The organism is Terriglobus sp., assembly GCF_965201105.1.
Classification (GTDB): domain Bacteria; phylum Acidobacteriota; class Terriglobia; order Terriglobales; family Acidobacteriaceae; genus Terriglobus.
Genome location: NZ_OZ241741.1, coordinates 427,933 through 453,723 on the forward strand (window position 1 = coordinate 427,933; position 25,791 = coordinate 453,723).

Sequence of the window (25,791 nt, forward strand, 5' to 3'; positions counted from 1 at the left end):
ATGCTTGGACATCGCTCACTGGTGCTGGACGATTACGTCGGCATTTTGAAACGTCGCGGCTGGATCATTCTGATCCCGTTGATTTTGCTTCCCATCCTGACGGTCGCATTCAGCTACACCATACCGCCGGAGTACCTATCGCAAACCCTGGTGCTGGTGGAGGCGCAACGGGTAGCGGAAGGCATCGTCAAACCTATTCTTTCCACAGACCTGGACAGCCGGCTTTCCTCCATGAAGGAGCAGATTCTGAGCCGGTCCAGCATTCAGCCGATTATCGATCGCTACAACCTGTACGGCGACAGGAAGATATCGATGGACGACCGTATCGATATCGCGCGGAAGAACATCGACATTAAGACGATTACGTCGGAGACCGGCCACGGCGGCCTGCCCGGCTTCTTTATCTCGTTCAAGTCGGGCGATCCGCATACCGCGCAGCAGGTGTGTACTGAGATCACGTCGCTGTTCACGAACGCGAACCTGCGTTCGCGTTCCGATGCGGCGGAAGGCACTGTGAGCTTCCTGAAGAGTCAGCTTGACGATGCGAAACGCAACCTGGACGAGCAGGACGCGAAGCTGGCGGCGTTTCAGCAGCAGAACTTCGGAAAGCTGCCCGGTGAGGAAGCCAGCAACAGCAACATGCTGGCGTCGCTGAACACCCAGCTGGAAGCGTCCACGCAGGCTTTGGCCCGCATGCAGCAGGACAAGAGCTTTGCGGAATCTCTGCTGGCATCGCAGCTTGGCGCTGCAAACGCCGCCAACGCCGCCGCTTCGGCTGCGGCGAATGCCGTAGGCACAGGCAACACGGCCGCCATCCCGGCCGACAATCCGGCTGTTGTGGAACTGCAACGGTTGCAAGCGGTTCGAGCGCAGTTGCTGACACAGTACACGCCGAGTCATCCGGATGTGCTGGCGATCGATCGGGCCATTGCTGACCAGCGCAGGCAAGTTGCCCGCAATGCAGCACCGCGCGTCGCTGGTACCGGCGGACCTGCCCAGGCAGCTGCGGTCCACGTCGAAACGCCCGCGATTCAGCAGCTGCGGGCGCAGATTCAGTCGGCGGAGTTGGGCATCGCGGCGAAACGTGCCGAGCAGTCGCAGATTCAAGGGCAGATCGGCAGCTACCAATCGAAGCTGATGAGCAGCCCGGCGATTGCGGCGCAGTACAAGCAGTTGACCCGCGACAATCAGACGGCGCAGACCTTCTACGATGATCTTCGGACCAAAATCAACGGCGCGCAGATGGCGACGGACCTGGAAAACCGGCAGCAGGGCGAGCAGTTTCGCCTGATGGACGCGGCCAATCTGCCCGAGGCACCTTTCTCGCCGAAGCGCAGCGTTTTTCTGGTCGCTGGCCTGGCCGGTGGTCTGGTACTGGGTCTTGCAGTCGTTCTGTTGTTGGAGTTCCGCGATACGTCCATGCGTACCGAACGCGATGTGTGGGCGTTTCTGGATTTGCCGGTGCTTACCAGCATTTCACTTTCCGACCAGGTGCCCTCCGATGGCCCGACTGGCCGAAGCTGGCTGACCCGCATCTTCCTCCAGCGCGTAAAGCGGTCGGATCTTGCAGGCTCGGCGAAGGCAGAACCTGCAAAGGCATAACTAGCCCAAAAGGGGCATGGCGAAGACAGCTGCGTTCCCCTAAACTGCCTATTTATAGAATGGGGATCCTGAGCGCCGGTGTCGTAATGGCACCACCCCCGCACCTCGTAAGGAGGGCAAGTACCACCCATGAGTAAGATTTACGAGGCACTGCTGCGTGCCGAAATGGACCGGATCGCAGAGCTGAACCGGTCCAGCGATACGGATGCAGGAAAAACCTCGCCACCCAACGGGGTGCCGCACGGCGCTGGAGAGGTACTTCGTTCCGGCTTGAATGGAAAGCACCGGGACGATTCGTCTGCCGCAACGATGCGCTCCGGGCAGGGCGTGTCGGTCCTGGAGCATGCAGCGGCGGGCGCTGAGCCTGAACTACGGATTCGCAAGGTTGCATGGCAACCGGAGTTGAACCGTCTACCCGCGCTGGAGGCCCGGGGCGTGCTGGTGGAGCAGATTCGTGTTCTGCGCTCGCGTCTGCATGAACTGCGCTTGGATCGGCCCTTAAAGACCGTGATCGTGACCAGCGGATTGCCGGGGGAGGGCAAGAGCTTTGTAGCTTCCAACCTTGCTCTGGGTTTCTCGCGATTCCGCAACCAACGCGTTTTGCTCATCGATGCGGACATGCGCCGTGGCAGGCTGAACTCTATTCTGGGGGCACCTCAGGAGCCGGGATTGACCGATTACCTGTCCAACCAAGCCACGCTTGAGCAGGTATTGCAGCAAATGGATTTACCCGAATCGGGTCCGCTGAACCGAAGTTTAGCCTCGCTGAGTTTCATTGCGAGCGGTCCCGATGCGGATAACGCGGCTGACCTCTCGGGTAACGGCCGCTTCGAAATTCTACTGAAATCGGTCTATGACTACTTTGACTGGATAATTGTTGATTCCTCGCCTGTCACCCTGGTTGCAGACGGTGTGAACCTGGCGCGGGCCTGTGATGGCGTGGTGCTGGTGACGCGTGCTGGCGTGACCCGGTATGAAATAGCGCAGCGCGCCCAGCAGGAGCTGAAGGCGGCCAAGATCGTCGGCGTCGTCCTGAACGCAATCCAAGACGCTCCCCAATCCGGGGGATACTACGGCTACGACGGATAAGCCACGATGAGCCAGACGTGATCCGTTTTCTGAACGTTTATTTACCCACCCGGCTGGTAGCGCTGCTGTTAGGCGAGACCATCATGGTGTTGGCATGCTTTCTGCTGTCGAGCCAATTGCTGCTCGGGCCGGACATGTCGTTGGTGCTGTTCTATGAGGATGGCTGGCTGAAGCTGGCCGGGCTCACGCTGATCATCGTTCTGCTCTCATACTATTTTGACCTGTACGAGCCGCAGACGGTTTCCGTGCCGTTTCAGATCTTCTTCCGCATGCTGCTGGTGCTGGGTTTCTCCTGTTTCGTTCTGGCGGCTGCGCTGTTTTTCTGGCCTGAGCTTGCGATCCAGCCGAACCTGTATGCGCTCGGCTTTCTGATGCTCACGCCGGCGCTGATGCTGTGGCGGCGGACCTACGTCTGGATGGTCAACCTGCCCGGCTTCCGCGAGCGGGTGTACGTGCTGGGCGACGGCGAACAGGCGCGGTCCGTCGTGGAGCTGTTGCGGTCACGCCGCGATGTCGGCATGGAGGTCGTCGACTGGAAGACGGTTGGAAGCGACGATCCAGAAACACGCCGGAGCGTCTGGGGTGCGGAGATCAACCGTTTGCTGGCTGAAAAGAGGCCGTTGCACCGCGTGATTGTGGCGCTGGAGAACGCGCGCAACCAGATGCCGGTCAACGAACTGCTGCAGGCACGTCTGCATGGCGTGTTGGTGGAGCGCGTCGGCGACGTGAAAGAGCGGCTGGTTGGCAAGATTCAATTGGACGGTTTGCAGCCGAGCAATATGTTTTTCGGCGAAGGCTTTCGCGTTAAAAAGACGACGCAACTCACGCGTGTGGTGGTGTCAGGCTTGGTGGCCGGATGCATCCTGCTGCTGTTTCTTCCATTCTTTCCGCTGGTGGTGCTGCTTGTCCGGCTTAGTTCGCCGGGCCCGATATTCTTTCGGCAAACCCGGGTTGGCATGGCCGGTAAGCCGTTCCATGTTTACAAATTTCGTTCCATGCGCACCGACGCGGAGGCTGCCGGCGCCAAGTGGGCTGTCAAGAACGATCCACGCGTGACGCGGGTCGGTGTGTTCCTGCGCAAGACGCGGATCGACGAGATTCCGCAACTGTGGAACGTTCTGCGCGGCGACATGGGCCTGGTTGGGCCGCGTCCAGAGCGTCCGGAGTTCGTTCCCTATCTTGCAGAGAACCTGCCGTTCTACAACCTTCGCCACCTGATCCGGCCAGGCCTGACCGGGTGGGCGCAGGTGCGCTACGGGTATGGATCAAGCCTGGAGCAAGCCCGCGAAAAGCTGGAGTACGACTTGTACTACATCAAGCACATGACGCTTGGGCTGGACCTGCTGGTCATGTTCGAGACGGTCAAGACAGTCGTGCGACGCCGGGGCCAGTAGAAAGTTTCCTGCTGTTCCTGCACAAAATCGATGCGCAGACGAGCTTTAGAACCCGACCATCCCTTCTAGCGCTCATTGCTGAATGAGTGAGCGGAGGGTCCGTGTTTGCTTCTCAAGAACCGCTGCTCTTGCGCATCGGAGCGGGCTCAGCCGCTCCACTGAGGTGAATTAATAGCTCACGGTGCATTCGATACGTAACACCAGAATGTCGTCTTCCTGACCGAAACTTTGCGCTGCACTGGCGATGGCGTTGGCCGTAGCGTGCGCACTGACCATGTCGCAAACGCGATCAAAGCCGAACAGCTCGCCGTGCTCATCCTGTGCTTCGATGACGCCATCTGTGATCAGCGTGATGACATCGCCTTTCTGCAGGCGATACTCGACGGTTTCGTAGGAAAGTCCGGACAGGGTTCCGAGCGGTAACGCACCTTCCATTTCGAGCGTTCGGCCGTTGATATAGGGCGGCAGGTGTCCGGCATTGGTGGCCACGAGCAAGCCGTCGCTACGGATTTTGACCGCGATGCAGGTGGCGGTCGCGTACCCGCGGCCACACAGGCTTTCGTTGATGGCGCTGATGACGCGATCCGGGGTAGGCTCCTCTTTGACGGCGGTGTCGACGATGCCGACGATCAGAGCGACCAACATGCCGGCGCGCAGACCCTTGCCGGTTACGTCGCCGACTACGATCAGTACACTTCCGTCGCTTGAGTCGGGGATGATCTGGAAGAAGTCACCGCCGACGTCGCGCGACGGCCGGTACTCGCTGTCAATGCGGAGCCCGGGAACCTGCGGCATCTCGCTCGGAATGATCACCCGCTGCAGTTCGCTCGCCTGTTCCACCTCAAGCCTGTATTGCAGCTTCTGCCTCTGCGACATCAAGAAGCGGCGCGAACCCAGCAATGTTACGAGTAACAGAGAGAGCATTGTGGAAAGCTGGCCAAGCGAGACGTTGTATCCAAGCACGGCGTATTGGACACGGACGTGAGCGAGCCGCAGCTCATGCTGATAGTTCGCGGCAACGGCCAGCAGGATGGCCGGCAGCGCGAGCCAACCCTCGGCCCGCTCCTCTCGAATACCCTTGTAGCTCACCCAAAACAGCAGACCCGCCAGCGCCAGCTTGATCCAAAGCAGCGCCGGGGTCAGCACGGCTGCAAAGGAGAGCGGTACGATCAATCCGTGCAGCGGCGGCCGCAGCATGAGCGTGCCGATCGCCAAAAGTCCGACGAGGACGCCGGTAGGCCACAAGAGCCGCCGCGACAGTCGCAAGCCAAACCACGAGGCAAAGAAGAGAATCCAGATCCCGATTCTCAATGGCGTCAGCAGCACGTCTCTTGAGAGCAGAACAACCGTGCTGCTCAGAATCATCGTGTAGTTGCCGACCTGCAGGATCAGATTGCCCAGCAGCGTCACCAGGGATACGAGGCTCAGCCAGAGGTAGGCCGGGTCGCTGCGATCGAGCGAGTAGTGCGCCGCCGCAACGCACAGGGCCAGCAGCAGCACCAGCGTTTCCAGAAAGCCGCTGCCAAGCTCACGGTTAATGCTGTCCCAGTCCAGTTCCACCTGATTCCCGATGGTTGCCGCGGAACCCAGCATTGGGGGGCCATGCAGGCCACCTGCATCCGGCCCGCTGAAGCGGCTGGCACTGCCCATCCACATGCGTATCGCGATGGTCACGGGACCGTTGCGCACGTGGGCAGGCAAAGGAAAGCCGCGCGGCTGGGAGGGGTAGGCCCACTCGCGGCGCGTGCCGAAGTGCCCAAACTGTCCCACCTGTTGTCCATTCACGAACACCTGATACGCATCGTCGAACGCGTCAGGCATTTTGATGGCGAGTTGCTCTCCCGTCCCCTGCACATTCAGGCGAAGACGGTACCACGCATAGCCGTAATAGCCTGGGTGGCCCTGCGAGGTCCACCCGGGCGCCAGGCTGCTGGTTCCCGGATCCGGGTCTGACGGGTCGCCGGCCACATGGAAATCGACACTTTCCCAGTGTGTGTCATCGAAACCGGCACCGGCCCAGGCAGGATCGTCGCCGACATGAAACTTCCATGGCCCAAACAGGTCTCTTGCCGATCTGCCGAGCGCAATCGCTTCAGGTTGCTGGGCACGGGCGATCAATGCACCGTCGGCCGGGACTGCCTGTGCACCGCCAGGCAGTCCCGGGATCAGCAGAACACCTGCTATCCAGCACAACAATCGCCTCATGACTTACCAGGCCTGCCACCCCGGATCTTCGGATAGGAGAGTAAAGTTCCCGGAATAATCAGGCTTGGCGATAACGGCGATACATGGAGGCCATGCCCACCAGGCTTGTTCCCAGCAGCAAAATCGATGATGGCTCCGGCGTGGCGCTGGTGGTGAAGCTGAGCGTTACGTTGGGAAAATTTCCGAACGGCACTCCATCTTCCGTGATCACAAAGGTTTGTCTCTGTGTCAGCTGCCCGCCACTGAACGTGAATGTGTAGAACGCGTTGGAGTCACGCGGGTTTGCCGGCGCTGTGAAGGTGGCACTCTGAAAGATATCGCTGAACGCAGCGTCCGGCTGGGTAGCATTCTGCACCGCGAGGGTATTCAGGAAGGTAAGCGTGATCGACGTGATGGACGACTGCGTCTGATTCAACCCGCCAAAGCATCCATCGGCGGAGATCACGGCACCATTGTCGAGGTAGGGTCCTCCGGGTGAGTTTGCGCCGGGGCAGCCGCCGAACATGAACGAAGTGGGGGTGGTGGTGAGATTGGTGTAGTTCGGATCCTGAACGCGGATCGTGACGGCTCTTGCCACCACGGGGCAGGCGACGAGAACAAGAACAAAGCAACGGCAGATTGCACGCATGGCGAACGCCCTCAGGAGCTTGCAGATATTTGAAAGCGGTCGGGGGTGACCGCGGATCAACGGAGTGTTTCCAACTTACACGGAAGTATTATTGCGGGTGAAATAAATTTCGTGGATTGCAGGCTGTTGGCGAAACCTCATGTAGACTTGCCGATAACCGGAACATGGAAGCCTCAGAGATCCATCCACCTGCGGACACGACCCTGTCGCTTGAAGAACAGGTCGCGCGCCTCCACGCGCTGCTCGAGGCCTCGCGTCAGATTCACTCCACAATTGAGACCGGCGAGGTCCTGTTGGAAACGGCACGCATTCTGGTGCGCGAGCTTGAACTACAGGGAGCTCTGTTCCTTTCGCCTGAGGGAAAGGCGCTTGTTTCCTACGGCACCCCGCCTGGACCCCGCAACTTGTGCCCGCGTTTTGCGCTACGGGCGAAGGACAACACGCTGCTGGCCGAAATGCTGGTCCAGACGGAAGAGGGTTGCCAGTTGTCCATGTACGAGCAGGATTTTGTGGAAAGCCTGATCTTGCAAGCAGCGGTCGCCCTGGAAAATGCAATGCTTCATGAGCGCGACCTGCAGTGGGTTCGCGTCGCGCAGGACCTGGACGCGGCCCGCGACATTCAGCGATCTCTGCTCCCAAGGAACATGCCCGACATTTCGGGGTTTTCCCTCGCGGCGCGCTCGATTGCTTGTTATGAGGTGGGTGGCGATTACCTGGACGTGCTGGAACTTTCAGACGGTTCCAATCTCTTCATGGTTGCGGATGTAGCGGGCAAGGGTTTGGCATCGGCAATCGTCGCGACAAGCTTTCGTGCAGCATTCCGCTCGTTGGCAACACAGCCGATGCCCTTGGCAGAGATGGTCAGGCGCATCGGGCAGTGGCATTGGGAAGAAGGACAGGAGGCGCGCCGCCGCTACGTAACCGCGATCCTGGTCCGGCTGGATGCTGCGAGCAACCGGATCGAAGTGGTGAACGCGGGCCATAATCCCGGCATGCTGGTTCACTCCGGCGGTTCGGTCAGAATGATTGAAGCAACTGGCACTCCCCTCGGCATGCTGCCCTTTGTGCAGTATGGATCGGAGACCTTTGAGTTTCATCCCGGATCGAAACTGTTGCTCTATACCGACGGTCTGACCGAGATTTTCTGTGGGGAAGAGGAGTTCGGTTCTGAACGCCTCACGGAGCTTTTCCGATCGCTTGCAACGGAGGACGCCGGCGAGACGCTTGATAGCATCTGGGAAGCATTGCACCAGTTTTCCACAGGTGCGCCGCGCACCGACGATATGACCGCGCTTGCCGTTTGTCATCGGCTTTCGCCGCGACAGGAGACCCTGTCTGCATGAGGCGTGCTAATTCAGTCGAAGTTCGGCTGCCGTCGGAACTTGGATACGAAAAGGTGGCTATGAGCACCGCGGCCGGCATGGCTCAGCTGATGGGCTTCTCCGCCGAGCGCATCGAGGACTTGAAGACTGCGCTCGCCGAGGCATGCATCAACGCGATAGAACACGGCAATCATCTGGATGAATCGCTCTACATAAGCGTGGAGCTTTCCACCAACGACAGAGAACTAGAGATCAAGGTTTCAGATGAGGGTGAGGGGCCGGCGGATGACGTTGCCGCACCGGACATCGACCGCAAGATGCGCGGGGAGGAGGACCCTCGTGGCATGGGCATGTTTCTGATTGAAGCTCTGGTTGATGAAGCAGAATGGCACAAAGGACCTCCAGGAAAGAGTTTCATTCGCCTGGTAATCAGGATGCAAAAGGAAGACGAGTAATGCAGGTCGACACGAAAATTTCGCAGTATGCAGCGATCGGAAATTCAGGGGGTCCCGTTACTGTTCTGGCATTCGCCGGCGATATCTCGTCCGCGTCCAAGAGTGCGGTTCTGGACGCCTACCACTCCCTGGATGCCGCGGTAACGAAGCTGCTGCTGGATTTCGACAAGGTGGGTTATATCAATTCGTCCGGCATCGCGACGATCATCCAGATGCTGCTGGAAGCGAAGAAAGGCAACGACCGAGTCGTGGGCATCTTCGGCTTGAGCCCGCATTTCACTAAAGTGTTCACGATGGTGGGTGTACCTAAGTATGCCGAGCTATCCGCCGATCTCACCTCCGCGTTAACGAAGCTCTGAGCTCCGCGTTAACGAAGCTCTGAGCTTAGCTACGACCGGCAAGTCGCAGCTTCAACCGCGTCGGCGAGTTTTCGGCGCGGTGCTGTACCCCATCCGCGAGCAGTCGAACCACAGTTAAGCAGGCCGCTAATGCTACGGGCTTGCGCAAATGGCAAGGAGCGTCTGGACAAAGAACGGCCTCCGCTCAGGCTGAGGCGAACTGGTCCTGCTGCTGCTTGGCGGCTTCGCTCTGGTACCAGGCGACAGTTTGTTCCAGGCCGGCGCGGAAGTCTTCCATGGGCTGGTAGCCGAGTTCGTGGCGGCCGCGGCGGATGTCGGCGAGCGAGTGCTCGACGTCGCCGGTGCGGACGGGGCCGTATTTGGGTGCGTGCGGGAAGCCGAGGATGTCGGCAAGCGCGTGGTAGAGGTCGTTGAGCGTGTGGCTGTGGCCGGTGCCCACGTTGAAGACGCGGCCGGTGGCGACGGAGTCGGGCGCGGTGGCGGCGAGCAGGTTCGCCTGCACAGCATTCGCGATAAAAGTGAAGTCGCGGCTGACGGAGCCGTCGCCGTTGATGGTGGGCGTAGTGCCGGCCATCATCTTATAGATGAACTGCGCGATAACACCGGAGTAGGGCGAGTCCGCGGCCTGGCGCGGTCCGAAAATGTTGAAGTAGCGGAGGCAAACGCCCTGCATGCCGTAGACCTTGCAGAAGCTCTGGATGTAGTACTCGCAGGTCAGCTTCTGCACGGCATAGGGCGACAGCGGCATAGGCGTCATGGTTTCGACCTTGGGCTGGGTCGGCTGGTCGCCATAGGCGGAACTGGAGGCCGCGTAGACGACGCGGCGAACCTTGGCATCACGCGCGGCGAGTAGGACCTGCAGCGTGCCGTTGATGTTGCTATTGTGCGAGGTGAGCGGGTCCTGCACGGAGCGTGGCACGGAGGCGAGCGCGGCCTGGTGCAGCACGACGTCGGCACCCTCGCAGACGGCGCGCATGAGCGCGGGGTCCTGGATATCGCCCTGGTGGAACTCGATAGAAGAGCGGATCGCGTCCAGATTTTCAAGCCGGCCGGTGGACAGGTTGTCCACGCCGCAGACTTGGTGGCCTTGCTCGACGAGTTTGTGGGCCAGGGAAGAGCCGATGAAGCCTGCGATGCCGGTGATCAGATAGCGTGCCATGTCGCGTGGTCGCAGCGGCGCCGAAGGACTCAACGTTGCTGCATGCCTTTCCTTGGAACTGGACTGAAGTTATCCCATGTTACCGAAGAAGCAATCCCACCTTTTGGCCAGAAATGAGGCACGAAACCGACCATCCTGAATGGGATAATGGTAGGGCATGTCTGCCACACGTACGTCCTCCCTGTCTGCCCAACGCCTGGAACGCCTGAAGAACCGGAGTGCCGCCATCGGCATTATTGGCCTGGGCTATGTCGGTTTGCCGCTTTCGCTGCTGCTCGCGGAGGCGGGCTTCAAGGTGACGGGCTTCGACATTGACCAGAAAAAAGTCGATAGCCTGACGGCTGGGCAGTCCTATATCTTCCGCATCCCTTCTGAGGAAATCCAGAGCGTTCGCGCCAAAGGCTTTACGGCGACCGCGGACTTCAGCAAGCTGACGGAACAGGACGCGATCATCCTGTGCGTGCCGACGCCGCTGAACGAGCACCACGAGCCGGACATGTCGTACATCGTGGACACGGCGAAGATGATCGCGCCGTGGCTGCAGGCGGGGCAACTGGTCGCGCTGGAGAGTACGACGTACCCGGGTACCACGGAAGAGGTATTGATTCCGTTGCTGGAGGCCGGTAACAAGCTGGGCCTGAAGGTGCAGGGACCGGGTGGCGAGCCGGCGGAGTCGGGCGTGTTTTATGTGGCGTTCTCGCCGGAGCGCGAAGATCCGGGCAATACCACGGTGGCGCGGCACAACATACCCAAGGTCGTGGGCGGCCACGAGCCGATCGCGGCGGAGTTGGCGGCGACGTTGTACGAGGCCATCTTCACGCGCGCGGTGCGGGTTTCGACGACGCAGGCGGCCGAGATGACCAAGCTGCTGGAGAACATCTACCGCTGCGTCAATATTGCGCTGGTGAATGAGATGAAGGTGCTGGCGTTGCGCATGGGCATCGACATCTGGGAGGTGATCGACGCGGCAGCGACCAAGCCGTTCGGCTTCCAGGCGTTCTATCCCGGGCCGGGGCTGGGCGGCCACTGCATTCCGATCGACCCGTTCTACCTGAGCTGGAAGGCGAAGGAGTTCGGCTTTCACACGCGGTTCATTGAACTGGCCGGCGAAGTGAACGAGGCCATGCCGGAGTTTGTGGTCACGCAGGTGGCGCGCGCGCTGAACACGCGCAAGAAGCCGCTGAACGGGTCCAAGGTGCTGATGCTGGGCATGAGCTACAAAAAGGACATCGACGACCTGCGTGAGTCGCCGTCGCTGACGCTGATCGAGCTTTTGCGTGACGAGGGTGCGGAGGTGGTCTACAACGACCCGTACCACCCCACCGTGGGCCGTGGACGCAAGTACAACCTGAACATGACGTCGACGCCGCTGGAGGATTTGGGCCAGTACGATTGCGTTCTGATCGCGACCGACCACTCGGATTACGACTACCCCAGCATTGTGCGTGAAAGCCAGCTCGTGGTCGATTCGCGGAACGCGACCAAGGGTATGACGGCGGACAACCTGGTGCGCTGCTGACGTGCAAACCGTAACGGGATCCACAACGGGGACAGGCAAGGTACCGCGGGGACGGTTCCGGGAAGACGTTGCGCGCTACCGCAGCAAGGGCTATTCCGGCCACCGGTTGTGGCTGGAGCCGGCCTTGTGGGCCATTGGCGCGCACCGGCTGGGGAACTGGCTGTACACGGAGCCGCCTGCTGCGCTGATCCGGCTGCCGCTGAAGCTCCTTTCGTTCCTCCTGACCAAGTGCTGCCTGATTTTGATGGAGATGGACATTGACCCGCAGGCGACGATCGGCGGTGGGCTCTACATCGGGCACATCGGCGGCGTGCACATCAATCCGGGCGCGGTGATGGGGCGGAACTGCGACCTGGCGCATCGCATCACGATCGGCGCGTCAGCCATGGGCCGCAGCGGCATCCCGGTGCTGGGCGACGAGGTGTACATCGGCACGGGTGCAGCTTTGGTGGGGCGCATTCGCATCGGCAGCGGGGCAAAGATCGCGGCAAACAGCTTGGTGATTACAAACGTGCCCGCGGGTGCGACCGTGATGGGCGTGCCGGCGCGGATCATCATGCAGCCGCCGAAGATTGCAGTGGCGAAGCCGGAGACGGTTTTGCCGGCGGTGGACGCGGCGGCGTCCTCGGGTCCCGCACACGGCGATGCGTCGAATCAGCCTGCAGTGGGAGATGCTGCGGTTACGGGTGAGCTCCCTGTCGCCATAGTCGTAGAAGGCGAGGCCGTTCGTGCTTGAGCCGGCGATACGCGATGAACTGCGTAGCCGCATGCGTTCGATCGCGGCTTCCGGTGCGACGGTGCGCGAAACGCTGCGCGAGGCGGAGCGGCTGTATCGCGAGGGCAAGCCGTCGGACGCTCTGCTGTGCGCACGGGCTCTGGGAGAGATCGCGCCGGCGCTGCTTGCGGCGGGGCATCGCGAGTTGCGGACATTCATCGCGCGGTCGGTGTCGCTGGAACCGGTGCTGCCGTTTCTGCAGATTGAGGCTGCGCTGGACGGCTTCGTGCTGCGAGCGGAGCTGGGTGGCTATGGCTCGTTCATGGACGAGCTGATGAATGTGGCAGGGCCGCTGCGTGATTCCTCGAGCTTTGACCTGGTGGTGCTTGCGCTGGACCTGGAGGACATTGCCGGACGGTTGCCGGATCTTTGCGCGAGCGGGCGCGGGGACGGAGTTGCCAGCGATGGCGCTGTGGAAGCGGAGCTCGCGGCCTGCGTGGAGCGCATGCGGTCCATGCTGGAGTCGCTGCGCGGGCGCGTAGCAAGCCGCATCCTGGTGCAGGGTTTTGTGGTGCCGGATCGCACGGCGCTGGGCGACGCGGGCGAGGCAAACCTGCCGGGTGGCCTGAAATCCGCCATACGCGATCTAAACCGGCGCGTGGCGGCGATGTGCGCGGGCATCTCGGGATGTGTGTTCTTTGCCGTGGACGACGTTGCCGCGCGCTTCGGCAAGGCGGCGTGGGCGGATGAGCGGATGTTTCTGTCGTCGCGCGTGCCGATGGCTGCGGCGGCGTTTCCGGCGTATGCGCGCGGTCTGCTGCGAACGGTGCGAGCGCTGTTCCGGCCCATGCGCAAGGTGCTTTGCACGGACCTGGACCAGACCTTCTGGGGCGGCATTCTGGGCGAGGACGGGCCGAAGGGCATTGCGACCGGCACCGCGTTTCCGGGCAACTGCTATCGCGCGTATCAGCAGCACCTGAAGCGTTTGCGGGCGCGCGGCGTGCTGCTTGCCGTCGTGTCGAAGAACAATCCAGCGGACGTGGAAGAGGCGTTCACGATGCGGGCGAACGATCTTCTGCTGCGGCTGGAAGACTTCTCCGCGCGCGAGATCGGCTGGGGTGACAAGGTAGGCTCGCTGCGGAAGCTGGCGGCAGACCTGTCGCTGGGCACGGACTCGCTGGTGTTTGTGGACGACAACCCGACGGAGTGCGAGGCAGTGCGGCAGGCCATGCCCGAGGTGGCGGTGGTCGAGGTGCCGCCGGAGGAACCGTGGCGGTTCGTCGAGCTGGTGGAAGCCGGTGGGTACTTTGAGACGACGGCGATCAGCGAGGACGACCTGCGCCGTGCGGAGGACTACCGCAACCAGACCGAGCGCGAGGCGCTGCGGGAAAGCCTGGGCAGCCGCGAGGACTTCCTGAGATCGCTGGAAATCGTCTGCACGTTTCTGCCCGCGACAGAAGCGCCGCTGGCGCGGTCCGTACAGCTGCTGGGCAAGACGAACCAGTTCAACCTGACTACGCGACGGCATGGCGCGGCCGACGTGGAGCGATTTCAGAACGCACCCGGCGGCCAGGCGTTTGCGCTGCGGGTGCGCGATCGCTTTGGCGACTCGGGCGTGGTTGGCCTCCTGCTGGCGCAGACAGAGGGCGCGGTGTGCCGCATCGACACGCTCCTGTTGAGCTGCCGGGTGATCGGTCGCGATATTGAGCGGGCCATGCTTGCGGCGTGCGCGCGGCGCGCCCAGGCGGACGGTGCCCGAGGTCTGCTGGGTGAGTTCCGGCCGACGAAGAAAAACGGTCTTGCGGCAGGGTTTTACGCGTCGTGCGGGTTCCAGAATGGAATACCCGATGGTGTTCCTGTGCCGGTTGCTGAGGATGGGAGCTCGGAGTGGTACTGGTACGATTTCGAGGGCGGTCTGCCGCCCATTCCCGAATTTTTAACATTGGAAGGAGCCGCCGATGAGTCAGCCCGTGCCGTCGTCGTTGCGTGACCTGGTCGCCGATACGCTTGAGATTGCGCCCGAGGACGTGACGCCCGAGTTGAATACGGAAACCGCGGAGAACTGGGACTCCTTTCGCCACCTGCAGCTGATGCTGGCGGTGGAGGGCGAGTATGGCGTGCAGTTCGACCCGTCGCTCGTGGCGCACCTGACAACGGTCGCGGCGATTCAGGACGCGCTGCAGAAGAAGGGCGTGACGTTGTGAGTGCGGCATCTGGCGGCGAAGCCACGCCTGCGGGCACTTTGGGTGACGTCGCCGAAGCTTCCAACGGCAGCCTGAACTCAGCAGATTTGGTGAAGGCGCTCGGCTTCCGGCTGCACCACGTGGGTGTGGCGACGCAGAAGCTGGACGCGACGGCGAAGTTGCTGGAAGGGCTCTTCGGCTATCGCACCATCGCGGGGCCGTTTGCCGACCCCATTCAGCGGGTGTCGGTGAGCTTCCTGACCATGTCCGATGAGGACAGGGTCGAGGTGGAGCTCGTGGAGCCGCTCGCCGAGGACTCCCCGGTGCGGTCGATTTTGCAGAAGGGTGGAGGCACGGCGTACCACCTGTGCCTGGAAACGGCAGACCTGGAAGGCGCGCTGGCGCATGCGAAGGGGCTGGGCTGCATGCTGGTGAGTCCCCCGGCGCCGGCGGTGGCGTTCGGTGGCCGGCGAATCGCATGGATGTACACGCCGACGCGGCAGCTGATTGAACTGGTTGAGACCGCCGCGCCGACGAGTTAGCCGGTACGAGCCGGTCCAAGCGTATGACCCCTTCAAGCGAGATACGAGCGGTAACGGCAGAGGCGGATGATGCCCAGTGCGCGCAGGTTCCGTTGCTGTACCACGAGCTTCGGCCGGAGCCGTCCGCGTACTCGTACGTGCTGCCGTGCAGCCGGTTTGCGGAGCATCTGCGGATGTTTGCGCGGCTGCGGCGTGAGGCGCCCGGCAGCTATGTGCCGCTCGTCACGTTTGACGACGGGCATCTCTCAAACCACACGCATGCGCTGCCAATGCTGGACGACGCTTGCGTGAAAGCCCATTTCTTCATCACCGCGGGATGGACGGGCACGCGGGATGGGTACATGGAGCCGCGGCATTTGCGAGAGTTGCACGCCGCTGGGCACACGTTGGGTGCGCACAGCTGGAGCCATGCCCTGCTGACCGGGTGTAGCGACGTGGAACTGCGGCGTGAGCTTTGCGACGCAAAGTCATCGCTGCAGGACTGGATCGGCGCGCCGGTCACGTCGCTTTCGCTGCCCGGCGGCCGCGGTGATGCGCGGGTGTTGCGTGCGTGTCGCGAGGCGGGGTACACGACAGTGTGGACGTCGGTGCCGGGCGTGACGCGGTCGGCAGTGGAGCCAGTAGTCGGGCGATTCAACATCCTGGCCGGCATGGCGGATGCGGCTTTGGAGCGGCTGCTGGACCCGGCGAGCGGCGCGCTGCAGCGGGCACGACGGATCTCGCGCGCCAAGGCGGCGGCGCAACATCTGTTGGGTGACAGCATGTACGCGCGGCTTTGGGCTCTGGTGAACCGGCAGGAAGTAGAGGGCGCGCCGCAATGAAGGTGCTGCACCTGATCTCAAGCGGTGGCATGTACGGTGCGGAGGCGGTGATCCTGAACCTGTCGCATGCATTGCGAGCGGCAGGCGATGAGAGCTCCATCGCGGTGTTCGCGAACAGCAGCCGGCAGATCTACGACCGGGCGGTGGAGGAGGGCCTGCCGGCGGTGCTGGTACCGTGCAGCGGGCAGCTAAGCCGCGCAACCGTGAAAGCAATCCGCGAGGTGGTGCGGGACCAACGCATCGACCTGCTGCATGCACACGGCTACAAGGCGGACCTGTACGCGTGGGCTGCACTGGGCCGTGGCGGCCGCGTGCCGCTGGTGTCCACTTGCCACACCTGGTACGACAATGACCTGGCGTTGCGGGTGTACGGCGTGCTGGACCGGTGGGTGTTGCGAGGCTTCGCGCGGGTGGTCGCGGTATCGGCGGAGGTTGAGCGGCAATTGCTCGGCAGCGGCGTCAAGGCGGGGCGGGTGCGGCGCATTCAGAACGGCATCGCCGTTGGGCCGTTCACCGAGGCTGCTGCGGGCCGTTGCCGAGCGCCGGCAGCACCGCTGCGGGTGGGGCTGGTGGGACGGCTTGCGCCGGAAAAGGGCGTCGACATCTTCCTGGATGCCGTTGCGATTGTGGCGAAAGCTCTGCCGGATAGCGAATTTGTGGTGTTGGGCGAGGGACCGCAGCGGGCCAGTCTGGAGGCCCAGATCGCGCGGCTTGGGCTTGCGGAACGTGTCGCGCTGGTGGGGCACCAGGACTCGATGGCAGCGGTATATGCCAGGCTGGACCTGATGGTGTCGGCGTCGCGGCAGGAGGGCCTGCCGGTGGCGCTGCTGGAGGGGATGGCGAGCGGCCTGCCAGTGGTGGGAACGACCGTAGGCGAAGTGCCGACGGTGGTGCGTCCCCGTGAAACCGGGCTGCTGGTGACGCCGGGTGACGCGGCTGCGCTGGCGGGCGCGATGCTGGAAATTCTGCGGGATCATGGTTTGCGATTGCGGTTGGGGCAGAACGCGCGCGCGTTGGTGGAGCGTGACTTCTCCGCGGACCGCATGACCGCGGAGTACCGCGAAGTCTATTGCGAAGCCCTGGCCGCGGCTGGGAGCAAGGCATGAACCGCCGGCGACCGCAGGTGTACATGATGGACCTGCTGGCGACCGTGCCGTACTACACGGCATATCTGTCGCGCGCGCTGCAGCAGCGCGGCGTGGATGTGCGGGTCGGGTCGATCACGTACTACCTGGATCTGGAATGCTTTCGAAGCCGCGGTCTGCGGCTGGCGCCCGGCTTTCTGGACGTGGTGGGCCGGTTTCGAATGCTGCCACGAACGGTGCGGCGCGTGGCGAAGCTGCTGGAGACGGTGCTGAATCTCTTCGTGCTTGCGGTGCGCTTTCTGGTGAAGCCGCCACAGATTCTGCACGTGCAATACCTGCCGATGCTGCGATCCCGCCTGCCGGTGGACTGGTGGTTTGTGCGGCTGCTGCGCTGGCGCGGTGCGCGCGTGGTGCTGACCGTCCACGATCTGCTGCCGCATGACACGGCCGACCGGTACCGCGCATTGTTTCAGCGGCTTTACAGCGGTGTGGATCGCATGATCTGCCACTCCAGTGTCGTGGCGGAGCGACTCGCGAACGAGTTCGGCGTCGCGCCTGATCTCGTTTCCGTGATCCCGCATGGACCGTTCTTTTACGACCTGCAGGGTGGCGAGAGCGTGGACGCAGTGCGGGCGCGGTACGGCATCGAGCCGGGGCAGCAGATGGTGCTGTGGCAGGGGATCATCTTCCCGTACAAGGGTCTGGACCTGCTGCTGGAGGCATGGGCCGAGGTCGAGGCACACGTGAGTGACGCCACGTTGCTGGTGGTGGGCACCGGGTCGGCGGAGATCACGACCGAGGTGCGGGCCCAGGTCGCCCGCCTTGAACTCAAGCGTGTGGTGCTCGATTTGCGTTTTCTTTCCGCCGAGGAACTGACGGCGCTGTATCGGGCTGCGGCGGTCGTGGTGTATCCCTATCGAGCCATTACGACGAGCGGTGCGCTTGCAACCGGCGTGGCACTGGGCAAGGCCGTGGTCGCCAGCGATCTGCCCGTCTTTCGCGAGCTATTGACCAAAGGCGTGGATGCTCTGCTGGTGGCGCCGGGCGATGCCGGTGCGCTGGCTGCGGCGACCTTGCGCCTGGTGCAGGACGCCACGCTGCGGGGCCGGATGGAAGTTGCGATGCAGGCAAAGGACTTTGGTGCGGCAAGCTGGAGATCGATCGCTGCCGACACTGAGGCGGTGTATGAATCGGTCCTGCAGACTGATTGATTCCGACAGGCGAGGACAACTTGCATGGAGGTTCGCGACGCACAGCTGTCTTGTGCAAAGTGCATTGCACGAACGAGGGACAGTACACGTGGCCGCCGACATCTATACTGAGGCACGGAAGAGAGGGCCGAGGCTCGCCACACAGGAGCCGCTTTGACCATGCAGCTGCGGTTTCGTCACATTGCCCGCAACGCCCTTTCCTCCTGGCTGGCCACCGCGGCAAACATGGCGGTGGGGTTCTTTCTGTCGCCGTTCATCGTGCACCGGCTCGGCAACGCCGCGTATGGCGTGTGGGTGCTTTCGATTTCGTCGGTGAACTACCTGGCACTGCTGGACCTGGGCATGCGCAGCTCGGTGCTGCGGTTTGTTTCCAAGGACCGCGCGACCGGCAACCACCAGGGCGCGTCGGACTCTTTCTCCGCGGCGCTGTGGGTCCGGGTGCAGATCTCCGCCGCGGTGCTGCTGCTGTCGGGATTGCTGGCGGTGCTGTTTCCTGTGGTGTTCCGCATTCCGCCGGACATGGCGCACGTCAGCCGCATCGCGGTTGCCATTATCGGGGTGAGCACGTCGATTGCGATGTGCACGGGTGTCTTTGGCGGCGTGCTCTCGGCCGCGAACCGGTATGACGTGCAAACCGGTGTGACGCTGGCGCAGCTGGTGGTGCGGGTCTCCGGGGTCGTGCTGGCGCTCAGCCGCGGATGGGGGCTGATCGGCATCGCGCTGGCGGAACTGGCAGCCGTCATCCTGGGCGGCAGCCTGCTGGTGGTGACCTCCAGGCGCATCTACCCGGAGCTACGCGTCAGATTGTCGCGGCCGCGCACTGAAGTGCTGCGATCTCTGTGGTCGTACAGCTTCTACGTGTTTGTGCAGACGGTCGCACTGCAGCTGATCTACCAGACGGACAACCTGGTGGTGGGCGGCTTCATCTCGGCGTCCGCTGTGACGTTCTATGCGATCGGCAACTCATTGTGCCGCTATGCGGACCAGTTTGCCGGGGCCATGAGCATGACGTTCGTGCCGGCGGCCAGCACCTTTAACGCGAGCGGCGACGGGGCGAAGCTGCGCAACCTGTACCGGATCGGGACGCGCTCAATTCTGATCTTTGGTCTGCCCATCCTGGTAACGCTCCTGACGCGCGGGCACACCTTCATCCGGCTTTGGATGGGCGCACAGTATGAGCACGCGTCGGGGCTTGTCTTGCTGATCCTGGCGACGGCGCTGATGTTTGGCCTGGCGAATAACACCGCGGGTGCAATCTCCATGGGCACGGACCGGCACAAGTTTGTGGCGGTCTGCGCATTCGTGGAGGGCGTCAGCAACCTGACGCTAAGCATCATTCTGGTCCACTACTTTGGCCTGTACGGCGTTGCATTGGGAACGATGATTCCGAGCCTGATCATTCACCTGGTGGTCTGGCCTGGCGCCACGGCGAAAATGCTTGGCCTGAGCCGGTGGCAGATTATGGGCCGAACCTGGGGCGCGGTATACCTCTCGGCGGTGCCGTTCGCCGTGGCGTCGTTGCTGGTGGAGCGTCATGTTGCCGTGCATTCCATCGCCGGTTTCTTTGCGCAAACGGTGCTGCTGATCCCGGTATTTCTGCTGACCCTGCTGCTGATCTTTCGAGCGGGGTTCCGGGATACGGTGTTGCCGATGGTGCGTTCGCGCTTGCGGGGGCGGGCAGCGGTGGCGGCCTAGTCAATCCGGCTGTGGGCTTGCCTGTGATGCAGGGGCAAGCGGTTACAGCTCCATGTTTTTTCGGCCCTGCGTTACGACTTGTACATCGATTCGATCTTCAGAAAATACTTGCCGTAGGCAAAACCGAGCAGGTCCCATGCGGCGAGTTCGCCATTGAAGGATTCGGCTTTGCGTCCGCGAAGGCGGCGCAACGGAACGGCCATGAGACCGCGCAGGGCCATGCCGAGGCGATAGCGTTGCAGACCGAATGAATAGGCCAACGCTGGATCGGGCGAGGTGCGGTCATGAAAACCCTGCGATGCCGCGCGCCAGTACACCCAGCGGCGGTGATACTTGCGGGTGAGCCGCTCCGGCGCGATGTAGTGGCGGATGGCGAGATCGGGCACGTACACGCCGTGCAGCCCGGCTGCGCGGATGCGGCGCAGCATGTCTGCGTCTTCATCAGAGAGGAGACCTTTGCTGCTGCGGCCCAGGTGCGGCGTGTAGGTGCCGACTCGCTCGAATACCGAGCGCCGCATGACGGCGTTGCCGCCCATCAGGTTTCCCTTGAACGAATCGTCAAAGATGGCGCGCGGCTTGGGCGGAATCGCCCCGATGACCGCGGGGTAGCCGGGCGGCAACCAGTCCGGGGCAGCCATCGCCCAGTTGGGCAGGTACGGTCCTCCGATAAAGTCCACCTCGGGATTGGCAAACTCCCGGAAGATGACTTGGAGCCAATTGGGCTCGATCTCTTCGTCGTCGTCGACGAAGCCAATCAGCTCGCCCTGACCCGCAGCGATGCCGCCGTTGCGTGCGTTGGAAAGACCCTGCTTGGTTTCGCGAACGCAGCGCAGCTTGAGCGGGAAGCTCCCGACCATGGCTGCAACGGCCTCGGCGGTGCCGTCCGTGGTGTTGTTATCCACAACGATCACCGTGACGTCGAGTGACGGCGGCACGGTCGCGACGGCGAAGCTTTCCAGCGTCTTGCGCAGAAGCTGTTTGCGGTTATAGGTCGGGATGATGACGTCGAGTGTTGTCGGTGCGGTCACAAGCATGCTCAGAATGCGGTCAGGCCAGAGTATACCGGCGGTGTTGTGGCGTTTTACGCGGGCGCGTAGATGTTGCAGGCGGATCTAAAACGCCGGTGTCGTGACCTTGCGGATGTACAGCGAACGCGTGAACGGCGGTAGCCAGGTGTGGTAAACCTCTGGCTTGAACTCGCTTGGACCGTCGCAGGCCGCTTGGTCAAACGAGATGCCGTAACGGGGCTGGATCGCCGGGTCAAGATGCGCGAACTGCTGTCGGCAGGGCTTTACCGTCATGTGGCGGGGGATCGGCCGCTCCGGATGAAAGCCGTCCGGCCGGCGCATGTAGATCACGTTCATCCAGCCCATCTGCTCGATCTGGGTCCAGCCGTCGTACTCGAACCCCGCATAGAACGCGGTGCGTGGAACGCTTGCGTCTATTAGCCGCTGCGCGGCCGCCACGGTCGCGCGCCGGTCCGCGTAGGTGTCGTGCAGTGAGGCGATGCCCCAGCAGGCGAGCACCGCGAGTGTGATCCACGAGAGCCTCGGAAGCTCCGGCGCGATGCGCTGCTGATACAGGCGTGTTCCCAGCAGCAGCCATAGCGGCAGCAGAGGCAGAAAGTAGCGATCGTAGGCAAAGGCAAACAGAGCGCGGTGCAGCACCAGCGCGAGGTACGCAAGCGTAAACGGCCCGAAAAGCCAGAGCAGTTGACGTGTGCCGATCGTGATCCGATTGCCGTCGAACTCCTCGTTCGCGGCATTTGCAATAGACGGGTGGAACTTCATTTCCTGTTCCGGTACGAGCAGGACCGTGGCGCAGGCAAGGGCGGCTGCGACCGTGAGCAGCGTAACGGTCAACTCCGCCCATACGGGCACGCCCGGCGGCCGAACACCGACCTCGGGCAGATCCACCACCCCAAGGGAAGAAAAGAAGTTGCCGCTCAGGTCGAAGGGAAGCAGCGAATTGCGCAACGGTCCGCGATGGATCGCGACGATCAGGAACAGGAGGACTGCCGCAGACGTGATCGCGGCATACATCCGGGCCTTGCGATGGCGCAGCGGAAACCGTGGCACGAATGCGATCAGGAACGGCAGCATCAGCAGGCAGCACTGCAGCGCGGCGCGCGCAATGTTCAGCGCAGTCTGCCAAAGCAGATCGCGATCGATGTAACCCTGCAGGGCCATTTCCCGCACGGAATAAGGCTGACGGTAGAACCATCGCATGCTTCCATAGGCGAACGCACCGCTCAACAGCCAGACCAGCGCGAGCGCAACCATGGGCAGCTTGCGGCGACGCAGCAGCCAAACCGTACACGGCACCATCACAAGCAGACAAAGCCACACGGTCTGTCGCGCCGTACCACCAACGGCGCTCCCCAGCATGGCGGCAATCAGCCAAAGCGTGCTGCCTCGCGGCTGTGCGGCTTGTAGCGCACGCACGCAGCAATAGGCCGCCGCCACCGTGCAGAACAGACCGGATGTGTCCGTCATAAAGCTGAAGCCAAGCGGAAGCGCCATGGGCGAAAGCAGCACGGTCAGCGTGACCAGCACAGCGTTTCGTGTGGACACACCGCAGCGCACCAGAAGCCGGTGAAGCACAGCCGCGGTTGCGGCGGCAATCAGCAGAACGGGCACGCGTGCCACGGAAAACGAGAACCCGAAGATGCGAATGAACGCGGCGCCCAGCGCAAGCTGCCAGCCCACCATCGCACTGGCCCAGCCCACGTAGTGCACGTGGCCTGTCTGCGCCAGTGAGCGCGCGGAAAAGATGTACGAGTAATCGTCGTCCAGCCCGGTTTCCGCAAACGGCCACGCCGCCAGCGTGCAGACCACGACCAGGGCAGAGCACAGCAGGGCAGGCAGTAGCGCACGCAAACGAATAGCAGAGGTTTGGCTCAAATCGGCCTCTCAATAGGACGCGCTTCGGGATGAGCGGCAATGCGGTGCCGCGCAGCGAGCGTTCCCAGGCGTTCCAGTGATTGAAGTCAACGGTGAGTATACCGGTGGCGTTCGTTTCGCTTCCTGGTGACCGTCCTGGCTTGTTGCGTCGCTAAGGAATTGGTGTCCCGTGCCGATGCAGTGGATGTAACAGAAGTGCTCCTGATGCTTGCGGTGCGAACCCGGGCCAACGCCCGTCCTCGTCGCCGGACGTGACAGAGCAGCCTGACTCACCCAAAGAACGGCGAGCGGTGACCTGTCCTGTGGCAGGCACGCGCCCCTGTGCGCCGCCGGCTCGGGAAATGGAGACCGCTATGACGTTAAAAACGATCGCTTCCGCCCTGCTTACCGCCGTGCCGATGCTGGCGCTGGCGGGTTGCGGGATGAACAACGCGCCTGGATCCGCGGGGGGCACGGCTGCCGTTCAAAGCGCAAATGCGCTGGTGGTGCAGGGTTCGCTTGGCTCCGGTACGGTGGGCCAGTTTTACAGCGGAACAGCACAGGTCAAAGGCGGAACACCGGCGTACACGTGGTCGGTCACGTCCGGCACGCTGCCGGCCGGCATCACGCTCACGTCCAGCACCGGCGTGCTTTCCGGCGTTCCTGTGGCGACCGGCACGGCGAAGTTCGCGTTGACGGTCACGGACTCAAGCACGGCGCAGGAGCAATCCACACAGACGATGTCCCTGAGCATCGCGCCCAGCGCGTCGCCGCTGCGGCTCGCGACGGACACGCTGCCCGCGGGCACGGCGGGCGCGGCGTACACCGCGAGCATGCAGGCTGGGGGAGGCACGCCCGGGTACGCGTGGAGGATATCTTCCGGCGTTCTGCCGCCGGGATTGACGCTGGACGCGAGCACCGGCGTGCTTTCCGGCATACCGGCTGCGGCGGGCACGTTCTCTTTCGTGCTGGCCGTGCAGGATGGATCGAGCCCGGTCCAGGTGCAGACGGCACCACTTGCGATTACCGTAAACAACGCAGTGAATCAGACGACATGGTACGTGCGCCCGGACGGCGGAACGCGGTATTCGTCCAATGCGACGGCAGGCCAGTGCGACGGGATGCACGACGCTCCCTACTCAGGCCAAGGTGTCAATCAGCCATGCGCCTTTAACGACATGCGTTTGCTGTGGCAGGACGGCAGCTTTGCTTACGACAACGACCAGCAGTCTTCCTTTCCGGCGCGGGGCTGGATCGGCAAGGGCGGGGACACATACCTGTTGCGCGGCAGCATTGCGGGGGGTGCAGCGCCCTATCGCGTCGGCTGGTCGGTTCCCTCGTCGGCGTGCGACCCGGCAGTGGACAGCAAGGGCCAGGCCTGCTATCGCGGATGGCAGAGTGACCCGTACCAGGGCATGCCATCGCCTCCGGCGGGCACGGCAGCGCAGCACACCCGCATTCTGGGCGAGAACTGGCAGAGCTGCCATGCGCAGGGTGCGCGCACGCCCGTGGTGGCGGGCTGGGGCGTGGGATCGGCGTTCTACCTGTCCAACAGCTACACCGACGTGCAGTGCTTCGACATTTCCGACCGGAGCGACTGCGTGGTGAGCTGCGGCAGCCAGGACTTCGCCGGCGTTGGCATCTCGATCGCCAACACCGCGGACCACCTCACGCTGACCGACCTCCGCATCCATGGCATGGAGAACTTCGGCCTCTACGGCCCCAGCGGCGACGGCTCCGTGTTCACCTATATTTCGCTGGTGGGCAACGGCGGCGGCGGATGGAACGCGGATGCCGGCGACGGCAGGACCGGCTCGGGATCGCTTCTGGTGCAGAACTACGAGATCCTGTGGAACGGTTGCGGCGAGGAGTACCCCCTCGTGGACAAGCTGCCGTACCGGAACTGCCGCGACCAGAGCTCGGGCGGCTATGGCGACGGCTTCGGCACCGCCACCGTGCTCAGCAACCCGGGCTGGCAGGCGCGCTTCGATCAGGGCACGGTGGCCTACAACACCCAGGACGGTCTGGATGCCCTGCACCTGGCCGGCAACGGATCCAGCATGACCGTGACCCGGACGCTGAGCTATGGCAACATGGGCCAGCAGGTCAAGGTGGGCGGATCCCAGGGAACGCTGGAAGACAGCGTGATCGTGGGCAACTGCAAGGCCATGAGCAACCCGATCCCGGGCACGCCGGCCGGGTACAACGCCCAGCTCAGCACCTTTTGCCGCGCCGGCAACCAGGCGGTCCTGATGACGGCCGGCCACGGCACCACCACCGCCATCCGCCACAACACCATCGCCGGCAACGGCGCACTTCTGCTCGGCTATGAGTGCGACGGTTCGGCGGGCTTCTGCGACAGCACGGCGCGGATCGACTTCCGCGACAACATCCTCGTGGGGAACCCGGACCCGATCCGCGGCAACCCCGCCGCGAACTACATCCTTGTGGTGGACGGCACCTATCCGACCCCGGCGGCCTGCAGCGCGGCCGGCGACGGCCACCACTACTGGACCACGGACGGCGCCTATGGCTGCGCCAACGACGTGTTCTTCAACCCCGGCTCGTTCAACACCAACAACGTCTACTTCCAGGTCAAGGACAGCTGCACGGACCACAACGGCGCCGGCAATCTGTGCCTGGACCCCGGCCTGAACTCGGCAACCGTGCCTCTCTACGGCTACCCCGACTTCGCCCTGTCCGCCCGTGGCGGCGCCGCCTTCGGTGCCGGCACCACCCTCACCACCATCCCCAACGACTACAGCGGAAAACCCTTCCGCACACCACCCTCCATCGGAGCCCTCGAAACCGGCAGCTCCCTCACCCCCTACCAGGGCCAGCAATAACCAACAGCTAACGCAAGCCAGGGGCCGGACAGCACGCTGTCCGGCCCCTGTTCTCTTAAACTGTCGCGGTCCTGCGGGG

General features: G+C 63.0%; 21 protein-coding genes. 16 read left to right on the plus strand and 5 right to left on the minus strand.

From position 1 onward, the window contains the following. The 3 genes from ACOFKT_RS01855 (at position 1) to ACOFKT_RS01865 (ending at position 4,085) form a co-directional block, all read left to right on the plus strand. Positions 1-1,602, plus strand: coding sequence for a GumC family protein (locus ACOFKT_RS01855; protein WP_419805739.1), 1,602 nt, complete (start codon positions 1-3; stop codon positions 1,600-1,602). A gap of 165 nt (positions 1,603-1,767) precedes the next feature. After that, positions 1,768-2,691, plus strand: a complete 924-nt coding sequence (locus ACOFKT_RS01860; protein WP_419805740.1) for a CpsD/CapB family tyrosine-protein kinase — start codon at positions 1,768-1,770, stop codon at positions 2,689-2,691. Between the two features lie 17 nt (positions 2,692-2,708). Continuing rightward, positions 2,709-4,085, plus strand: coding sequence for a TIGR03013 family XrtA/PEP-CTERM system glycosyltransferase (locus tag ACOFKT_RS01865; protein WP_419805741.1), 1,377 nt, complete (start codon positions 2,709-2,711; stop codon positions 4,083-4,085). 168 nt (positions 4,086-4,253) lie between these two features. Here the strand turns inward: ACOFKT_RS01865 and ACOFKT_RS01870 are convergent, their stop codons facing one another. Next, on the minus strand, positions 4,254-6,290 hold the full coding sequence (locus ACOFKT_RS01870) for a SpoIIE family protein phosphatase (protein WP_419805742.1): 2,037 nt from the start codon (positions 6,288-6,290) through the stop codon (positions 4,254-4,256). Positions 6,291-6,348: 58 nt separating this feature from the next. Next, a complete protein-coding gene (locus ACOFKT_RS01875) occupies positions 6,349-6,867 on the minus strand; it encodes a PEP-CTERM sorting domain-containing protein (protein ID WP_419805743.1) in 519 nt (172 codons plus the stop codon). Positions 6,868-7,034: 167 nt separating this feature from the next. On the opposite strand from ACOFKT_RS01875, the gene ACOFKT_RS01880 reads away from it, so the two are divergent. The 3 genes from ACOFKT_RS01880 to ACOFKT_RS01890 are packed head-to-tail and all read left to right on the plus strand — an operon-like array spanning position 7,035 to position 9,054. Beyond that, complete coding sequence (locus tag ACOFKT_RS01880; RefSeq protein ID WP_419805744.1) at positions 7,035-8,261, plus strand: PP2C family protein-serine/threonine phosphatase; 1,227 nt, start codon at positions 7,035-7,037, stop codon at positions 8,259-8,261. Beyond that, positions 8,258-8,695 carry an ATP-binding protein gene (locus tag ACOFKT_RS01885; protein ID WP_419805745.1) on the plus strand — a complete coding sequence of 146 codons (438 nt, stop codon included), beginning with the start codon at positions 8,258-8,260 and terminating at the stop codon, positions 8,693-8,695. The genes ACOFKT_RS01880 and ACOFKT_RS01885 overlap by 4 nt, the downstream gene beginning before the upstream one ends. Continuing rightward, the gene (locus ACOFKT_RS01890) at positions 8,695-9,054 is read left to right on the plus strand and encodes an STAS domain-containing protein (protein ID WP_419805746.1); all 360 of its coding nucleotides are present in this window, start codon (positions 8,695-8,697) and stop codon (positions 9,052-9,054) included. The genes ACOFKT_RS01885 and ACOFKT_RS01890 overlap by 1 nt, the downstream gene beginning before the upstream one ends. A gap of 184 nt (positions 9,055-9,238) precedes the next feature. On the opposite strand, the gene ACOFKT_RS01895 is transcribed toward ACOFKT_RS01890, so the two are convergent. Further along, a complete protein-coding gene (locus ACOFKT_RS01895; protein WP_419805747.1) occupies positions 9,239-10,213 on the minus strand; it encodes an SDR family oxidoreductase in 975 nt (324 codons plus the stop codon). A gap of 157 nt (positions 10,214-10,370) precedes the next feature. Between ACOFKT_RS01895 and ACOFKT_RS01900 the strand changes: the two genes are divergently transcribed. The 9 genes from ACOFKT_RS01900 to ACOFKT_RS01940 all read left to right on the plus strand — a co-directional run bounded on the left by ACOFKT_RS01900 (position 10,371) and on the right by ACOFKT_RS01940 (position 19,984). After that, the gene (locus ACOFKT_RS01900) at positions 10,371-11,732 is read left to right on the plus strand and encodes a nucleotide sugar dehydrogenase (RefSeq protein WP_419805748.1); all 1,362 of its coding nucleotides are present in this window, start codon (positions 10,371-10,373) and stop codon (positions 11,730-11,732) included. Position 11,733: 1 nt separating this feature from the next. Then, entirely contained in the window at positions 11,734-12,468 is a 735-nt protein-coding gene (locus ACOFKT_RS01905; RefSeq protein WP_419805749.1) for a serine O-acetyltransferase, read from the plus strand. Between the two features lie 31 nt (positions 12,469-12,499). Next, entirely contained in the window at positions 12,500-14,437 is a 1,938-nt protein-coding gene (locus ACOFKT_RS01910) for an HAD-IIIC family phosphatase (protein WP_419805750.1), read from the plus strand. Next, positions 14,406-14,651 (plus strand): acyl carrier protein, encoded by a 246-nt coding sequence (locus tag ACOFKT_RS01915; RefSeq protein ID WP_419805751.1) that lies wholly within the window; start codon positions 14,406-14,408, stop codon positions 14,649-14,651. Before ACOFKT_RS01910 ends, ACOFKT_RS01915 begins: the two co-directional genes overlap by 32 nt. Beyond that, entirely contained in the window at positions 14,648-15,172 is a 525-nt protein-coding gene (locus tag ACOFKT_RS01920) for a VOC family protein (protein ID WP_419805752.1), read from the plus strand. The genes ACOFKT_RS01915 and ACOFKT_RS01920 overlap by 4 nt, the downstream gene beginning before the upstream one ends. Positions 15,173-15,195: 23 nt before the next feature. Continuing rightward, positions 15,196-15,993: a polysaccharide deacetylase family protein gene (locus ACOFKT_RS01925; protein ID WP_419805753.1), complete on the plus strand. Its 798-nt coding sequence runs from the start codon at positions 15,196-15,198 to the stop codon at positions 15,991-15,993. After that, positions 15,990-17,099, plus strand: a complete 1,110-nt coding sequence (locus ACOFKT_RS01930) for a glycosyltransferase family 4 protein (protein WP_419805754.1) — start codon at positions 15,990-15,992, stop codon at positions 17,097-17,099. Before ACOFKT_RS01925 ends, ACOFKT_RS01930 begins: the two co-directional genes overlap by 4 nt. Then, positions 17,096-18,289, plus strand: a complete 1,194-nt coding sequence (locus ACOFKT_RS01935) for a glycosyltransferase family 4 protein (RefSeq protein ID WP_419805755.1) — start codon at positions 17,096-17,098, stop codon at positions 18,287-18,289. The genes ACOFKT_RS01930 and ACOFKT_RS01935 overlap by 4 nt, the downstream gene beginning before the upstream one ends. A gap of 159 nt (positions 18,290-18,448) precedes the next feature. Continuing rightward, positions 18,449-19,984: an oligosaccharide flippase family protein gene (locus tag ACOFKT_RS01940; RefSeq protein ID WP_419807080.1), complete on the plus strand. Its 1,536-nt coding sequence runs from the start codon at positions 18,449-18,451 to the stop codon at positions 19,982-19,984. A gap of 71 nt (positions 19,985-20,055) precedes the next feature. Here the strand turns inward: ACOFKT_RS01940 and ACOFKT_RS01945 are convergent, their stop codons facing one another. Beyond that, on the minus strand, positions 20,056-21,018 hold the full coding sequence (locus tag ACOFKT_RS01945; protein ID WP_419805756.1) for a glycosyltransferase family 2 protein: 963 nt from the start codon (positions 21,016-21,018) through the stop codon (positions 20,056-20,058). 78 nt (positions 21,019-21,096) lie between these two features. Then, the gene (locus tag ACOFKT_RS01950; protein WP_419805757.1) at positions 21,097-22,887 is read right to left on the minus strand and encodes an ArnT family glycosyltransferase; all 1,791 of its coding nucleotides are present in this window, start codon (positions 22,885-22,887) and stop codon (positions 21,097-21,099) included. 353 nt (positions 22,888-23,240) lie between these two features. Between ACOFKT_RS01950 and ACOFKT_RS01955 the strand changes: the two genes are divergently transcribed. Continuing rightward, positions 23,241-25,712, plus strand: a complete 2,472-nt coding sequence (locus ACOFKT_RS01955) for a putative Ig domain-containing protein (RefSeq protein WP_419805758.1) — start codon at positions 23,241-23,243, stop codon at positions 25,710-25,712. The last annotated feature ends 79 nt before the right edge of the window (positions 25,713-25,791 follow it).

Bases quoted from the DNA above. Each gene is read 5' to 3' on its own strand.
- ACOFKT_RS01870 (WP_419805742.1), bottom strand. From the start codon at position 6,290: ATGAGGCGATTGTTGTGCTGGATAGCAGGTGTTCTGCTGATCCCGGGA.
- ACOFKT_RS01885 (WP_419805745.1), top strand. From the start codon at position 8,258: ATGAGGCGTGCTAATTCAGTCGAAGTTCGGCTGCCGTCGGAACTTGGA.
- ACOFKT_RS01915 (WP_419805751.1), top strand. From the start codon at position 14,406: ATGAGTCAGCCCGTGCCGTCGTCGTTGCGTGACCTGGTCGCCGATACG.
- ACOFKT_RS01955 (WP_419805758.1), top strand. From the start codon at position 23,241: ATGACGTTAAAAACGATCGCTTCCGCCCTGCTTACCGCCGTGCCGATG.
- ACOFKT_RS01900 (WP_419805748.1), top strand. From the start codon at position 10,371: ATGTCTGCCACACGTACGTCCTCCCTGTCTGCCCAACGCCTGGAACGC.
- ACOFKT_RS01945 (WP_419805756.1), bottom strand. From the start codon at position 21,018: ATGCTTGTGACCGCACCGACAACACTCGACGTCATCATCCCGACCTAT.
- ACOFKT_RS01925 (WP_419805753.1), top strand. From the start codon at position 15,196: ATGACCCCTTCAAGCGAGATACGAGCGGTAACGGCAGAGGCGGATGAT.
- ACOFKT_RS01910 (WP_419805750.1), top strand. From the start codon at position 12,500: ATGCGTTCGATCGCGGCTTCCGGTGCGACGGTGCGCGAAACGCTGCGC.
- ACOFKT_RS01895 (WP_419805747.1), bottom strand. From the start codon at position 10,213: ATGGCACGCTATCTGATCACCGGCATCGCAGGCTTCATCGGCTCTTCC.
- ACOFKT_RS01935 (WP_419805755.1), top strand. From the start codon at position 17,096: ATGAACCGCCGGCGACCGCAGGTGTACATGATGGACCTGCTGGCGACC.
- ACOFKT_RS01940 (WP_419807080.1), top strand. From the start codon at position 18,449: ATGCAGCTGCGGTTTCGTCACATTGCCCGCAACGCCCTTTCCTCCTGG.
- ACOFKT_RS01930 (WP_419805754.1), top strand. From the start codon at position 15,990: ATGAAGGTGCTGCACCTGATCTCAAGCGGTGGCATGTACGGTGCGGAG.
- ACOFKT_RS01860 (WP_419805740.1), top strand. From the start codon at position 1,768: ATGGACCGGATCGCAGAGCTGAACCGGTCCAGCGATACGGATGCAGGA.
- ACOFKT_RS01855 (WP_419805739.1), top strand. From the start codon at position 1: ATGCTTGGACATCGCTCACTGGTGCTGGACGATTACGTCGGCATTTTG.
- ACOFKT_RS01890 (WP_419805746.1), top strand. From the start codon at position 8,695: ATGCAGGTCGACACGAAAATTTCGCAGTATGCAGCGATCGGAAATTCA.